The organism is Megasphaera hominis (assembly GCF_014269395.1).
Classification (GTDB): domain Bacteria; phylum Bacillota; class Negativicutes; order Veillonellales; family Megasphaeraceae; genus Megasphaera; species Megasphaera hominis.
Window position 1 is genome coordinate 37142 of record NZ_JACOGK010000022.1, and the last position, 14267, is coordinate 51408.

General features: G+C 54.3%; 13 protein-coding genes. 8 read left to right on the forward strand and 5 right to left on the reverse strand.

The genetic code is table 11. From position 1 onward, the window contains the following. Positions 1 to 30: 30 nt before the first annotated feature. From H8J70_RS08300 to pdxR, 4 genes are read right to left on the reverse strand one after another with little or no spacing between them, the layout of a single operon-like run. Entirely contained in the window at positions 31 to 492 is a 462-nt protein-coding gene (locus tag H8J70_RS08300) for a GNAT family N-acetyltransferase (protein ID WP_186503506.1), read from the reverse strand. Positions 493 to 524: 32 nt separating this feature from the next. Further along, on the reverse strand, positions 525 to 3512 hold the full coding sequence (locus H8J70_RS08305) for an AAA family ATPase (protein ID WP_186503508.1): 2988 nt from the start codon (positions 3510 to 3512) through the stop codon (positions 525 to 527). 3 nt (positions 3513 to 3515) lie between these two features. After that, positions 3516 to 4781, reverse strand: coding sequence for a metallophosphoesterase family protein (locus H8J70_RS08310; protein WP_186503510.1), 1266 nt, complete (start codon positions 4779 to 4781; stop codon positions 3516 to 3518). Beyond that, positions 4781 to 6178: a MocR-like pyridoxine biosynthesis transcription factor PdxR gene (gene pdxR / locus H8J70_RS08315; protein ID WP_186503512.1), complete on the reverse strand. Its 1398-nt coding sequence runs from the start codon at positions 6176 to 6178 to the stop codon at positions 4781 to 4783. Before pdxR ends, H8J70_RS08310 begins: the two co-directional genes overlap by 1 nt. A gap of 238 nt (positions 6179 to 6416) precedes the next feature. Between pdxR and bioB the strand changes: the two genes are divergently transcribed. Then, positions 6417 to 7409 carry a biotin synthase BioB gene (bioB, locus tag H8J70_RS08320; protein WP_186503514.1) on the forward strand — a complete coding sequence of 331 codons (993 nt, stop codon included), beginning with the start codon at positions 6417 to 6419 and terminating at the stop codon, positions 7407 to 7409. Positions 7410 to 7411: 2 nt separating this feature from the next. On the opposite strand, the gene H8J70_RS08325 is transcribed toward bioB, so the two are convergent. Next, on the reverse strand, positions 7412 to 8701 hold the full coding sequence (locus H8J70_RS08325) for a hexokinase family protein (RefSeq protein ID WP_246415318.1): 1290 nt from the start codon (positions 8699 to 8701) through the stop codon (positions 7412 to 7414). A gap of 281 nt (positions 8702 to 8982) precedes the next feature. On the opposite strand from H8J70_RS08325, the gene thiS reads away from it, so the two are divergent. From thiS to H8J70_RS08360, 7 genes are all read left to right on the forward strand, one after another. Further along, positions 8983 to 9177 (forward strand): sulfur carrier protein ThiS, encoded by a 195-nt coding sequence (thiS, locus tag H8J70_RS08330; RefSeq protein WP_186503519.1) that lies wholly within the window; start codon positions 8983 to 8985, stop codon positions 9175 to 9177. A gap of 57 nt (positions 9178 to 9234) precedes the next feature. Beyond that, positions 9235 to 10005, forward strand: coding sequence for a thiazole synthase (locus H8J70_RS08335; RefSeq protein ID WP_186503520.1), 771 nt, complete (start codon positions 9235 to 9237; stop codon positions 10003 to 10005). A gap of 14 nt (positions 10006 to 10019) precedes the next feature. Continuing rightward, positions 10020 to 11183 (forward strand): 2-iminoacetate synthase ThiH, encoded by a 1164-nt coding sequence (thiH, locus tag H8J70_RS08340; RefSeq protein WP_186503521.1) that lies wholly within the window; start codon positions 10020 to 10022, stop codon positions 11181 to 11183. 375 nt (positions 11184 to 11558) lie between these two features. Further along, on the forward strand, positions 11559 to 12179 hold the full coding sequence (locus H8J70_RS08345; protein WP_288201759.1) for a thiamine phosphate synthase: 621 nt from the start codon (positions 11559 to 11561) through the stop codon (positions 12177 to 12179). Next, positions 12176 to 12697 carry a cysteine hydrolase family protein gene (locus H8J70_RS08350; RefSeq protein WP_186503523.1) on the forward strand — a complete coding sequence of 174 codons (522 nt, stop codon included), beginning with the start codon at positions 12176 to 12178 and terminating at the stop codon, positions 12695 to 12697. The genes H8J70_RS08345 and H8J70_RS08350 overlap by 4 nt, the downstream gene beginning before the upstream one ends. Positions 12698 to 12791: 94 nt before the next feature. Further along, entirely contained in the window at positions 12792 to 13187 is a 396-nt protein-coding gene (locus tag H8J70_RS08355; protein WP_186503525.1) for a DUF134 domain-containing protein, read from the forward strand. Then, positions 13180 to 14016, forward strand: a complete 837-nt coding sequence (locus H8J70_RS08360) for an Mrp/NBP35 family ATP-binding protein (protein ID WP_186503526.1) — start codon at positions 13180 to 13182, stop codon at positions 14014 to 14016. The genes H8J70_RS08355 and H8J70_RS08360 overlap by 8 nt, the downstream gene beginning before the upstream one ends. The last annotated feature ends 251 nt before the right edge of the window (positions 14017 to 14267 follow it).

A 14267-nucleotide genomic window follows, 5' to 3' on the forward strand; every position in this document is an offset into this window, starting at 1 on the left:
CTGTGCAGCAGCACGGGCCTTCTTTCTATGTCAGAGCTCACATTTCATATAGATGACGTTGGGCATAGGGTTGTCATAGTAGGCATCCGTTTCGTGAAAGCCGGCTGCCTCATACATGCGAATAGCACTTTGCATGGTGTCCGTAAACGAATCGAGCACCATTTCACGATAGCCGTCGGCCCGGGCCTGCTCCATGATAGCCGCTACCAGTTTTTGGCCGGCTCCCCTATGGCGCCACGCAGGCCGCACGTAGAGGCGCTTCATTTCACAGGACCGCCCGTCCAGCCGGTGATAGGCCACACAGCCGGCCAGCGTACCGTCCTCACAGACGGCAGCCAGCAGGCGGCCGTAGGGATAGACATAATGCGTGTCTAAATGGTCCAGCTCCTCGGACAGGTGCTGAAAGCCCAAATCCATGTGCAGAGAATCTGTATACTCGATGATCAGTTCCTTTATCTCAGCTAACCGCTCCGTACCATCAATAATTTTCATCAGCCTAACCTCCCCGGGCCTGCAGGCCTGTCTTAACCGGCCAAAATCTTGCCCTGTTCAATTTCAACCATGTGAATCGTGTCCGTTTCACCGGCCAGAAGCTGCTGCACAGATGCAGCCAGGTCACGCGTTTCTTTCGAGCATGTAAAGAGAAAAATCTGTTCTGTCTTCCCTAAATCGGCGAGAAAACGCAAGGCCTCCTGCTGCCGCTGTTCATCAAAACGCACGAGAATATCATCGAGAATGATCGGCATCGGTTCTATCTGCCGTGAAAAGGCCATGGCCAGGCTGAGGCGGATAGCCAAATATACCTGGTCGGCCGTACCACTGCTCCATTGTTTTTCCGGAATGCGCCGGCCCGTGCCATCGACGGCAAAGAGCTGGCGGCCGTCAAAGCTGGCCTGCAAGGTATAGCGTCCCTGGGTCATCAAATGGAGGTAATCACCGGCCTGACGAATGACCTGGGGCTGCCGCACCCGTTCATAATAGGCCTGGGCTTCTCCCAGCATGTACTGGGCAAAGAGGCAGGTCAGCCATTCATCAGTCGCCGTATCGAGTACGGCCTTGCGGTTTTCCTTTTCCTGCAGGAGCCGGCTCGATTCTTCACTCTTTGCCATTTGGCTGAGCCGTTCGACAATGCTGCCGCGTTTTTCTGCTACGTCGGCCAGTTTCTTTTCCGTATCGGCAATTTTTCGTTCGTAATACGTCTTTTCTTCCTGCCACGTGTGAACGTCGTGAATCTTCAGCTCGTGCCGCAGCTGGGCCAGATTTTTCGGCTGTTTGGCAATGAGCTTCAAGTGCGCTTCCGATTGTTCATATACTTCCTTGTATTGATGGAACTGACGGAATTTAAGCACTTTGCTGCGGAATTCCCCTGCCGTTTGGGACCCCGTTTCCTGGAGGATCTCCGTTTGCTGATGGAGGCGGATTTCTTTATCCTTCCGCCACTTTTCCAGCTCCTGCTTCTGTTCTTCCTGCTGCCGGTCCTGTTCCCGCGCTACTTCTGCCTGGACGCGAATCGTTTGCCACTGCTGGTACATGGCTTCAATACCGTCCGGCGAGACGTCCTGGCGCAGGCCTACTTCGCGGAAGATCTGTTCTGTTTCATCCTGAACGTGGGCAATTTGCTGAAGCAGGGCATCCTTGCGGCTATGCCATTCCTGTAACGACCGGTGTGCCGTCTGATAGGCATCCCAGACTTCCTTAGCCTCCTGTACCTGCCCATAGTCCAGCTTGGTAAAGCCCGTTTCTGCCTGCCAGGCAGCCCAGGCCTTACGGCAGTTTTCCAGCTTTTCCTCCCAGCCCTGGCCGTCAGCTTCCCATTTCTGGTAAATGGCATCATACATGACCTGCTGTTCCTTGCTCCACGCGTCTTTTGTTTCCCGCGTTTTCCAGTCCATGTACTGCTTGCGCACGTGGTCCAGGCATTGGGTCCAGCGTTCGTTGTCGTCAGCGATGGAAATTTCCATGTGCTGGTCTTCTGCCATGGCTGCCAAGTGTGTCTGAATCCGGGCCAGCTGTCCTTCTAATTCTTCCATACGCCGTGGCCGGCGGTGGGCGTTAGCCCGTTGCTTGAGAAACGCAGCGCCAGCCAGAACTAGGCACACTGCCGCTGCGGCGCCGCCTATGGTCTGATCGAGATCATACTGGAAAATACCCGTAACCAGGCCGATGGCCGCGACGACAAAGAGCAGCCCCAAGGCAAAAAAGGCATGGCTCGTTTCTGCCGGTTCCTGGCGCAGCAGGGCCAGCATGTCTTGCACCTTTTCCCGTTCCGACAGGGATTCCTGAATGGAAACTACGGCTTTGCCCAATTCCTGCCACTCTTCCCGCGTCCGTTCCGGTACGCTGGGATCGGCCTCCGTCAGGGGCGCGCTGACATTTTTCGGTTTCGCTGCCTGCCACTTCTCTTCTTCCCTGATGCATGTCGCCAAATGCTGGGCCATGCTCAAGGGCCGTGTCCATTCGACGTGCTCCGGCACGGTCGTTTCCGTCCACTGCTTGAGCTCCTGGGCGTATTTATTTTCGTCATACTGCCAGTCCATTTCCTTGGCTTCGTGCGTCTCCAGTTCGCTCAGCGCCTGCTGCCACTGTGGTACTTTATGATAGAGGGCGTCGATCTGGGGGCCGCAAATCACCCAGCGGTTCCATTCCGGCTTAAAGGCCGGTTCCTTGCGGATGGACGCTTCTATTTCCTTAATTTTTTCATCTACATCGCGCAGCTTATTTTCCAGGTCGCTCCAGCGCTGAGCTGCGTCGGCGGGAAATTGGGAGACCTCTGCCAGGTCCTGCATGTGCTTCATCGCTTCCTGGCCCCGTTTGTAGACATCCCACGCCGCCAGGGGCATGGCAACCTTTTCGATTTGCTGCTTCGTTTCTTCAATGCTTAGGCGCAGCCGTTTTTCTACGTCGTGGGTCTGCTTTTCCTTTTCCTGCAAATCGGCAAACTCGTCTTCATCATAGGACAGGTGGCTGATCTTGCGCTCAAATTCCCGCTGTTCCTGAAGGAGCATATTAATGGGCTTTTTGCCCTGCGGCGAGGCCACCAGGAGCTCGCCCATTTTCTGGGTAAAATCACGCCGCGTAAGGCCCATGCGCACGCCGCCTTCGATACTGAAGAAGTGACTGCGCACGTCTTCATTCGAAAGGATCTTAAAGCCCTGCAGGTCTTCCAGTCCCATGGCAAAAATCTTGTCGTACGTATTGTGATCGAGGCTGTGCCACCAGAGATCGGCCGGTTCCTCGTGGAGTGTTTGGTCGCCGTCGGTAATGTACGATTCCTTTTCATTGCGGTAAATGGTATATTCCTTTCCGTTTTCCCGGCGAATATCCATGTGCCCGAAATAGCCCTTCCACTCGCCGCGGGGATAGCCGAAAAACATGGAGCGCACATACTTCATGAGTGTCGTCTTGCCACTTTCATTCTGACCGTGCATGACGATCAGGCCCCGTTCCGGCGGCGTCCAGGATACGTTATGATAAATGCCAAAATCATCCAAATTCATGCGTATAATATTCATACTCTATCCTCTTTTATCCTCCAGCAGTTTCTGCATGCCCAGCCACTTCGCCTTTTCAAAGGCTTCCAAGAGCCGGTCGTCAGAAATACTGCGTCCATAGGCTCCCAGGCGTTCGAATTCCGGACGCTGTGCCAAGACCTCGCGCAAGGCCTTTACCTTTTCGTCGCGCGGCAGGCTTTCCAGTTTATCGAATACGTTCAGATAATCGCCTACCGTATCGGGCAGCTTGCTCCGTTCGCCGGCGTTGATCTTAGGCCGCGCCAGGTTGCGCAGGCGCTGTACCATGACGAAGGCATACTTGCCGGCCTCTTCTTCGCGCCACGCATCGATCCAGTACTGCGTAGCCTCCGGATTATTCAGTACCTGGTACATGCTGCCGGCACCGGTGAACTGAATCGTCAAAAACGTAGGCTTGCCTATGTCCTTGCGGATCTTTTCCTTCGTAAAGCGGACAGCATCGCGAAGCTCCGACACGGATTCAAAGGGAGCAATGTCTACGTCCGTCGTTTCCCAGCGGACGATACTCGTATCGATAAATTCCAGATTGGCCGTACCGTAGGGGCCGACTTCTACGTAATAGCAGCCGCGCGGTCCCGTTTCGGTGCAGTCCAGTCCTTGCGGATTGCCGGCGTAGACAACGTAGGGCTTTTCGCAGACGATCTGATGGTTATGTACGTGCCCGAGGGCCCAATAATCCATGCCGCTTTCTTTCAGATCCGTCAGGGAGCACGGCGCATAGGGCGATTGGTTCGTCCCTACCTGGGTGTGCAAGAGGCCGATAGCATAGCGGTCACCTGCAGTGCGCCGGAAATTCCAGGCCAGATTATCCCGTTGCTCGCTTTTGGCATAGCTCTGCCCGTATACGGCGGCTAGTTCCTCCCCTTCGACGACGAGCGGTATGCGTTCCACCTTTTCCGTGCCAAAGACGTGGACATTCGGCGGAAAGGGTATTTTGGCCTGCCACGCGTCTAAGGGGTCATGATTGCCCAGGACGGCAAAGACCTGAATATTATGTTGTGCCAGTTTATGAAGGAGACGCACATAATCCAGCTGCGCTGTCAGATTATGACTGGCACTGGTATATACGTCACCGGTAATCAGCACGGCATCCACTTTCCGTTCAATGGCGATCTGGACGATCTTCTGGAAGGCCCGGACCGGGGCCTTGCCGACAATGCGCTGCCAGCGTTCATCTACCATAGCGATATCGTGAAAGGGACTGCCCAAATGCAAGTCACCACAATGTATAAAACGTAATCCTTTTGCCATTAGTTTCCTTCCTTCTCCAACCAGGCCCGCCGCAATGCGGCAACAGCCTGTGTAAGTTCCTGTGCAGGAATTTTGGAAAAACTCAATAGAAATTCTTTATCCGTTCCTGCGACGCTCTTTTCATAAAAAGAGCGGACAGATAAGACGCGGCAGCCCTCGCTGGCAGCCCGTGCCAAGAGGACCTCCTCCGGTACGTCGCTCTGCAGCACGACGTGGCAGTAGACACCGGAAACGACGGGGCTCACGCGCATAGCGGCGCCGAAGGCCGCCTGTAAACAGTGCGCCAGCAGCGCCCCTTTTTCCTGATATTCCTTGCGCAGGCGCCGTACCTGCCGGGCCAGGCCGCCGGTGCGGATATATTCGGCCAAGACGCATTGTTCCGGCACAGACGCGCCCTGCCGGAAGAGCACGCGGCGCCGGGTATAGGCCTGCAGCAACGGCGCCGGCAAAACCATATAGCTGAGCCGGACAAAGGGGGGCAGGATTTTTGAAAAGGCGCCCATATAGATGACCCGCCCGGCCCGGTCCAGGCTCTGCAGTGCCGGTATAGGCCGTCCCTGGTAGCGCAATTCGCTATCGTAATCATCTTCAATGATCAGGCCGTCACACTCATGAGCCCAATTCAGCAGGTCATAGCGGCTGCCGGCCGGCATGACGGCGCCTGTAGGAAACTGGTGGGACGGGCTGACGTAAGCCAGACGGGCACCGCTCTGGGCCAAATCGGGCAGGGAGAAACAGCCCTCCCGCACAGGGATCGGCACGATTTCAAAACCGCCCGTACGAAAGAGTTCCCGCCCCAGGCGGAAGCCCGGTTCTTCTACGGCTACCTGCGGGTACCGGTCGTGCAGCAGATTCAGCAAAACCGTCAGCAAGGCGCCTGTGCCGGAGCCGATGATCAGGTTCTCCGGTCCGGCCTGGACACCGCGGGTCTGATATATATATTGACTGAGCACGTGGCGCAAGACCGGTGCTCCTTGTTCATCCTGGTTTGCCAGCAGCAGGTCCGGTTCGTGGAGAACCCGATTCATGAGCTTGCGCCAGACGGCCAGCGGAAAGGCTTCTGCCGCCAGGTCGCCACTGCCGAAGTCATAGGCAATGGCTGCCGGTGACTGCGCCGCTTCTTCTAAGGCGGACCGTGGCCGGTCTGCTTTCCGGGGCACCCGGACGGAGGCCACTTCATAGCGGGCCTTGCTGCGGCGCAGAATATAGCCTTCGCCGGCCAGCTGGTAATAGGCCTTTTCGACGGTCATTTTGCTGACGCCCAATTCCTGGGCCAGTTCCCGTACGGATGCGAGCCGCGTGCCGGTGGGCAGGCTCCGGCTTTCAATTTGCTGCCGGTAATACGTATAAATTTGTACATAATACGGCGTTTTTACACGTTTATCCAGTTGCAGCATGTCCCACCTCGGCAAACAGAAAAAAGGATATATAGGTACATTCTTTATTGTAGCGAAAAAGACGGCCTGTGAAAAGAGTTAGCCTGTATTTTTTTGCTCTTCTTGCCGTGCTAACGGGACAGCTGTTTTTCCTGCTGCGCCTTTTAATTGTCAACTTTTCGCAAATTGTAAAAAGTTGACTTTTATTAAAAAGTACAGTATACTGACGGGGATTCCAAAAGAAAAGGAGCCTTATACTATGGATATTGAAACGTTAACCGCTTGGACTACCCGTGTCTTAGAAGGCGGTGCACTGACGCACGCAGAAGCCGAAACGCTCATTACCGTATCGGACGCTGACACGCCTTTATTACTGGCCTTAGCCGACCGGATCCGCCAAAAGTTCCGTTCCCATGCTGTCGATTGCTGTGCTATCATCAATGGCCGTTCGGGAAAATGTCCGGAAAACTGCCGCTTTTGTGCCCAGTCGGCCCATTACCAGACAGGCGTAGCAGAATACCCCTTGCTGGCAGAAGAAGAAATCATAGGGGCAGCCAAAAAAGCCCGGGCCGCCGGGGCCGCTCGCTTTTCTATCGTAACCAGCGGCCGTTCCGTACTGCCCGGACCGGAATTTGATCAAATTATCCATACCTTAACGCGCATCAAAAAGGAAGTGCAAATCGAAACGTGCTGTTCCCTGGGCCTGATCAATCTGGATCAGGCGAAAGCCTTGAAGAAAATTGGCATTTCCCGTTACCACGCAAATATCGAAACAGCCCCTTCGTATTTCCCCTCCATCTGTTCGACCCATACCTTCACGGACAAGGTAAAGGTCATCCGCACAGCCCAGGAAGCGGGCCTGCGCGTCTGCTCCGGCGGTATTTTCGGTTTGGGAGAAACACCGCGTCAGCGCGTGGAAATGGCCTTCGCCCTGAAAGAGCTGGGCGTCGATTCCATTCCCTTAAACATTCTGAACCCCATTGCCGGTACGCCCTTTGCCCATAACCGGAGCCTGACACCGTGGGAAATTTTGCGTACCTTTGCGGTCTTCCGCTTTATTCTGCCCCAGGCCCTGATCCGCACGGCCGGCGGCCGGGAAGTAAACCTGCGTTCCCTCCAGGCCCAGGCCCTGAGCGGCGGCTTGGACGGCCTCATGATCGGCGGCTATTTGACAACCGGCGGCAATGAAGTCCACGTCGATCAGCAAATGCTGGCCGATTTAAACCGTCCTGCTACCCGGCCTGAGCTGTAGCATCAGTCTTTTCCGACTGCCAGGGCAGCCGCTGCGGCAGCGCCAACGGCAGGGCCGTCAAAGAGGATCAACGATTCCACAGGAATCCCTTCCTGCCGCGACCAGCCATCAAAAGCCGCACAGGCATACATGGCATCATCAAACATGAGCAGGCCGCCGCGGGTATGCTGCAGGACGCTGCCTTCTACAGTCACCGTCTGTGCAGGAATTTCCTTGCCCGGATAAATGTGCCGCACCATGCCGTAGGCTGCGGCACCGGACAATTCCGCCGTCCGGGCAAAAATAGCAGCAGCCAGGTTGCGCACCGGTTCAATTTCCGATAATTGAATAATCCGGTTCAAAAGACGGCTCAGCCTGATCTGTACCGTCGTCAGGCCCAGGTTATCCATGACCAGGATGTCCCCCATGTCCTTAGCCGTCAGCTTGGGAATCGTATCGGTCTGAAAATAGGTCATCAGGGCCTGGCGGTATATTTCACCAATATAGGCGCCACTGATCATTTTTTCCAGGCGGTGTACGCCCGGATGGAGGGATTGTGCATCTACCCGTTCGTCCCAAATGGTCTGTTTTACGCCGGAATAGTCGCCGGCTTCCAGATTGACGATCATCTGCCAGGCCGGTTCGTAATAGCACATATTAAAGCCCGTGCCACAAATGACGCCGACGACAGAACAGCCAAACTGATAGGCCGCCGCCGCGAGGAGTGCCGTCGTATCGTTTACCAGGGCCACCGGTTCGATCCGGTCCAAGCCGCGCCGGACGAGGGCGTCACGCAGCATAGCGTTCACATAGTGACCTTCTGCGCCCTGGACGGCAATTTCCTTGGCCCAGCAGGAAAAGAGCGCATCGTGCAAATCCCGCTGCTGTACGCCAAAGGAAAAGGTATGGCCCAAATAGAAAGGGCGGTTGCCGCCGGCCGCTTCGCCCACACAGTCAGCAATAAAGTCAAATAATTCTGCCGCCGTCGTTGCAGCTGTCGTATAATCATATTTTCCGGGCAGCCGCAAGGGCCGGGACACCTTCTTTTCTACAATATGACAGTGCCCTCCCAATAAGCGGATACGGGCGGCCCGCACATTGGTACCGCCAAAATCTACTGCAATGTACGTGCCCTTTTCCTGTCCCGTCGGCAAGGGTAAGTACGACCGCAATGCAGAAAGGGAACTCGTTTCACCGCGCTGGGCAGCTTCGGCTTGCTGTCGGAATTGATTGGCAAACTGGTACAGCGTTACATCGTTGCAGAAGAAATGCTTCGCTATGTCCAGCCAGGTATATTTCGTGTTAGCTTGCAATGTACGTCCATCCTCTCTCCTATAAGTTATGACTATTATACTACAAAACGGAGGGACCTCCAATAATGCAGCCTGGACAGAGGCACTTTTGCCAGGGCCCGCGGCAGCCCAAGAAAGGCATTGACATTTTTTCAGCATACGCTATAATTAGAGCCAGAGTGAGGCCGAATGAAGCCGCACGAAGGGGTACACCACCTTGGGTGTAGTTCTTCGTGCGGCTTTTTTGTTGTCATTGTTTTTCCTTATATGATAAAAGGGTATAGAGAAAGGAGGCAGCTTTCATGGTAAAAATCAATGGTCTCGACGTCCCTGCCGACAACGTCTGCCTGCAAGACTATCTGACCGGCCAGGGCTTCCGTACAGACCGTATTGCCGTTGAGCTGAATGGCCGCATCGTTCCCCGTGCGACTTATTCGTCCGTGACGCTCACGCCGGGTGATACCGTTGAAATCGTCCAGTTCGTCGGTGGCGGCTGATACAGCCCTGTGTTCCCATGCACATGCATTCATGACTTTTTACAAGGAGTGATTCCCATGGCAACTGATGACAAATTAATTCTGGGCGGGCACGAATTTACGTCCCGCTTCATTCTTGGTTCCGGTAAGTATTCTGTCGATTTGATCCGCGCCGCCGTTGAGCAGGCTGGTGCCCAGATCGTCACCATGGCCCTGCGCCGTGTCGAAGCCGGCCAGAAAGATAATATCCTCGACTTTATTCCCAAAGGCGTTACGCTCCTGCCTAACACGTCAGGCGCCCGTAATGCCGACGAAGCCGTCCGCATTGCCCGCCTGTCCCGGGAAGTCGGCTGCGGTGATTTCGTAAAGATCGAAATCATGCGCGATTCGAAATACCTCCTGCCGGATAATGCAGAAACCATTAAGGCCACAGAAGTCCTCGCCAAGGAAGGCTTCATCGTCCTGCCTTACATGTACCCCGATCTCTACGCTGCCCGTGACCTGGCGAATGCCGGTGCCGCAGCGATCATGCCCCTGGCTGCGCCCATTGGCACGAACAAGGGCCTCAGCACCCGTGATTTCATCCAAATCCTGATCGATGAAATCGACCTGCCCATCATCGTCGACGCCGGCATCGGCCGTCCGTCCCAGGCCTGCGAAGCCATGGAAATGGGTGCCGCTGCCATTATGGCCAATACGGCTATTGCTACGGCAGGTGACCTGCCGCTCATGGCCGCAGCGTTCCGCAAGGCCATCGAAGCCGGCCGTGCCGCTTACCTGTCCGGCCTGGGCAGTGTCCGTGAAACTGCCGCTGCTTCTGATCCGCTGACCGGTTTTTTAGGCGACTAAGGGGGCAATAGACAATGGCTGAACAACGTATAGACCACATGACATATCTCCCGGGCATGGAAGTCCTTGATTCGGACATGCTCGACCAGGTACTCACATACCATGATGCCTTCCGCAATGATGATTTCACGGTCCGCGACGTACGCCGGGCCCTGGCAAAGCCCCATTTGGAACCGCGCGATTTCATGGCCCTCCTTTCGACGGCAGCTGCGCCGCTTTTGCCGGAAATTGCCGAAAAAGCCCACGCCGTCACACGGCGGCATTTCGGTACCAACATTTCGATCTTCACACCGATCTACTTTGCCAATTATTGCGACAACTACTGCATCTACTGCGGCTTCAATTCCCACAATGCCATCAAGCGGGCCCGCCTGAGCGACGAAGAGCTGCATCAGGAATGCCAGAACATTGCCAATACGGGCATTGAAGAAGTCCTCATGCTGACCGGCGAAAGCCCCAAGATGAGCGACATCAAGTACATTGGCAACGCCGTTAAAATCGCCTGCCAGTACTTCCGCAATGTAGGCATGGAAATCTATCCCGTCAATTCTGACGACTATACGTATCTGCACGAATGTGGTGCCGACTACGTCACGGTCTTCCAGGAAACGTACAACTCCGATAAATATGAAACGCTGCATCTGGCCGGCCATAAACGGATTTTCCCGTACCGCTTCTATGCGCAGGAACGGGCCATCCTGGGCGGCATGCGTGGTGTCGGCTTTGCTGCCCTCTTAGGCCTCGACGATTATCAAAAAGACGCCGTCGCCACAGGCATGCACGCCTGGCTCTTGCAGCGGAAATATCCTCATGCAGAAATTTCCCTTTCCTGTCCACGCCTGTGCCCGATCATCAACAACGATAAGATTAACCCCAAGGATGTAGATGAACGGAAACTGACACAGATTATCTGCGCCTACCGCCTCTTCATGCCCTTTGCGACCATCGTCGTTTCGAGCCGTGAAAGTGCGGCCTTCCGCAACAACATCATCAAAATTGCGGCGACGAAGGTTTCTGCCGGCGTCTGCGTCGGTATCGGCGGCCACCTCCATCAGGATGGCTCTGAAAAAGGCGATGAACAGTTTGAAATCACAGACAGCAGATCCTTTGATGAAATATACAGCGCCATCAAGAGCGCCGGTCTGCAGCCTGTTACGAGCGAGTATATTTACGTTTGACCGCCCGTATTTCCCTTTTGCCAGCAGGCGCCGGTTTATCCGGCCGGCGCTTTGCCTTTTAAACATATCCAGTGTCCGGCCGGACCTATCCACCTGGCCGGACGGAAACGAGCTGTGCTGTCAAGCACAGCTCGTTTCATATATAGAGAGATATAGAGAATAAAAGCACCCATTGTCCCCTCCCAGGCGCCGGCAGGTTCTCTTACCTATGACTTTTTATCATTGCAATATAGCTATTTTATATAATAAACCCCGTTTTTTTATGCCTAAATCTTATTGTTTACCCTATATTTCATTGAACCTCCCGGTAAATAACGGTATAATATGAGTATTAGTAACAGCTTGTATTGTTCCGAAAGACAAAGGTGATATATCGTGAAATTAATTGCTATAACAGATCGTACACTGTCTAGCCAAAACTATTGGGATCACATGGAACAAATTGCCGCCACCAACGTGGATGGCATTATTTTACGCGAGAAAACATTAAGCGAAGAAGACTACACCTCTTATGCCAAGAAAATGCAGCGCTTGTGCAACTGTCATCAAAAATTCTGCATTCTCAGCCATTTCGGCCGCATAGGCATCAAACTGCATATTCCCCGCTTTCAATGTTCTATTTCGTATTTTCAATCCCATACGTCCTTAAGCTACTATATGACCAGCCTGGGCGTATCGGTCCACACGGCTGAAGAAGCCCGCCAGGCAGAAGATCTGGGGGCAACGTACATCATCGCCAGTCACGTCCTGCCGACGCCCTGTAAGCCGGACCTGCCGCCCATTGGTCTGGATACACTGCGGGATATTTGTAGCGCCGTGCGCATTCCCGTCTATGCCATGGGTGGCATTACGCCGGAAACGCTGCCCCAATTGCAGGGTATCCCCATTGCCGGCGTCTGTGTCATGACCGGTATTATGACCTGCGAAGACGTGCCCGCCTACGTGCGGCAGCTGCGTCAGGCCATGGAAAAAACAAAGGAGGCCGTCCGCTCATGAACCAGGTATACATTATCGTCGACATGCAAAATGATTTCATCGATGGCGCCTTGGGTACAGCCGAAGCGCCGGCTATTATTCCCAGAATAGAAGCGCTCCTCCAGGCTGCCAAAAAGGATGAAAGCAATACTACGGATTTCATCTTTACACAGGATACGCATACGGAAGACTATTTGGATACACAGGAAGGGCGCAAGCTGCCTATTCCCCACTGTATCCGCGACACCAAGGGCTGGCAGATCTGTAAGGCCCTCCTGCCGTATTCCCTCTTTGCCACGGTCCTCGAAAAGCCGGCCTTTGCCAGCACGGACCTCGTAGAAGAAACGGCACCGTACGACCGCATTGTCCTCATGGGCTTATGCACGGACATTTGTGTCATTGCCAACGCCCTGCTGCTGAAGGCCTATTTCCCGGAAAAGGAAATTGCCGTCGTCCGGGACTGTTGTGCCGGTGCCACCGTGGCAGGCCATGAAGAAGCCCTGCGGGCCATGGAACGGTGTCAGATCGATATCATCTGAGCGGAATTAATTTGACATATGTCAGCATGGTAAGTATAATGAGTAAGGATAGGTATCTGTCTGTCCTGTCACCACGGTAAAAGGAGGAGTTCTTATGCCGCGTCCTCAACGTTGCCGCCTTGTTTGTTCCCTGCCCCGTCAGGAAGCCTTCGTGCCGGATGGTCCCGATTCTTGTACGGACACCGTAATCATGACGGTCGATGAATACGAGGTCATCCGCCTTATGGATCTGATTGGCCTGACCCAGGAACAGGCAGCCGCACAGATGAACGTCGGCCGCACGACCGTGACGGGCATCTATGAATCGGCCCGCCACAAAGTAGCGGAAGCGCTGGTCTACGGCAAACGCCTGCTGATCCAAGGTGGTAAGATTAAGATATGCGAACGCGCCGGCACGTGCCACCATCCCTGTTGCCGCGCGCAAGATCAGAAAGAAGGGGAAGGGAGCGATCCTTTGTCCCCGCAAAAGGAGCATGATATAAATGAGTGAAAGCTGCAATCACGACTGTTCCAGCTGCGGCAGCAGCTGCAGCAGCCGGACGCAACCGCAGAGCCTTCTGGCTCAGCCCCATGAAGGAACACACGTCAAACACGTCATTGCTGTCGTCAGCGGCAAGGGCGGTGTCGGCAAATCGCTGGTCACCTCCCTGATGGCTGTCCAAATGCGGCGCCACGGCTTTAAAACGGCCATTTTAGACGCCGATATTACAGGCCCGTCCATTCCGAAATCCTTCGGCATCACCGGCCGGGCAACAGGCGACGAAACAGGGATTTTCCCGGTCGTCACCAAGACCGGCATTGAAGTGATGTCCATGAACGTTCTCCTGGAAGACGCCGCTTCGCCTGTCGTCTGGCGCGGACCGGTTATCTCCGGTGCGGTCAAACAGTTCTGGACGGATGTTATGTGGGGCGATATAGACTACATGTTTGTCGATATGCCTCCGGGAACCGGCGACGTACCCCTCACGGTCTTCCAGAGCCTGCCTGTCGACGGCATTCTCGTCGTCACATCGCCGCAGGAACTGGTTTCCATGATCGTCGAAAAGGCCCTCAAGATGTCGGAAATGATGAACGTTCCCGTTCTCGGCCTGATTGAAAATATGAGCTATTTCGAATGCCCGAACTGCCACGAACGCGTAGAAATCTACGGTCCAAGCCGGGTTGACGAATCGGCACAGAAATACGGCATCAGCCATACGGCTAAGCTGCCTATCGATCCGTCCTTTGCAGCACACTGCGATAAAGGCGATATCGAAGGCTATCCGGCCGATTACCTGGCTGACACGGCCAAATTCCTGGAAGGCGTATTAGGTAAATAATACGTTTGCCGGCACCTGTACAACACATAAAAAACGGGAGTGTGACAAAATGCGAAAGCATTTTGTCCACTTCCTTTTTTTCATGCTCTTTTTCCTTTTTTAGAGAATGACCTTTGAAAAATGGGCGCAAAGCCCCTTTCCCCATAAAGCAGTATTTTTACAGTTTATGCGGATTTCTGCAAGCGTAGTTTTTTATTGTGATATTTATAGAGGTTATGTCCGATGGAAACCAGGAAAATCTCTAATCAAAC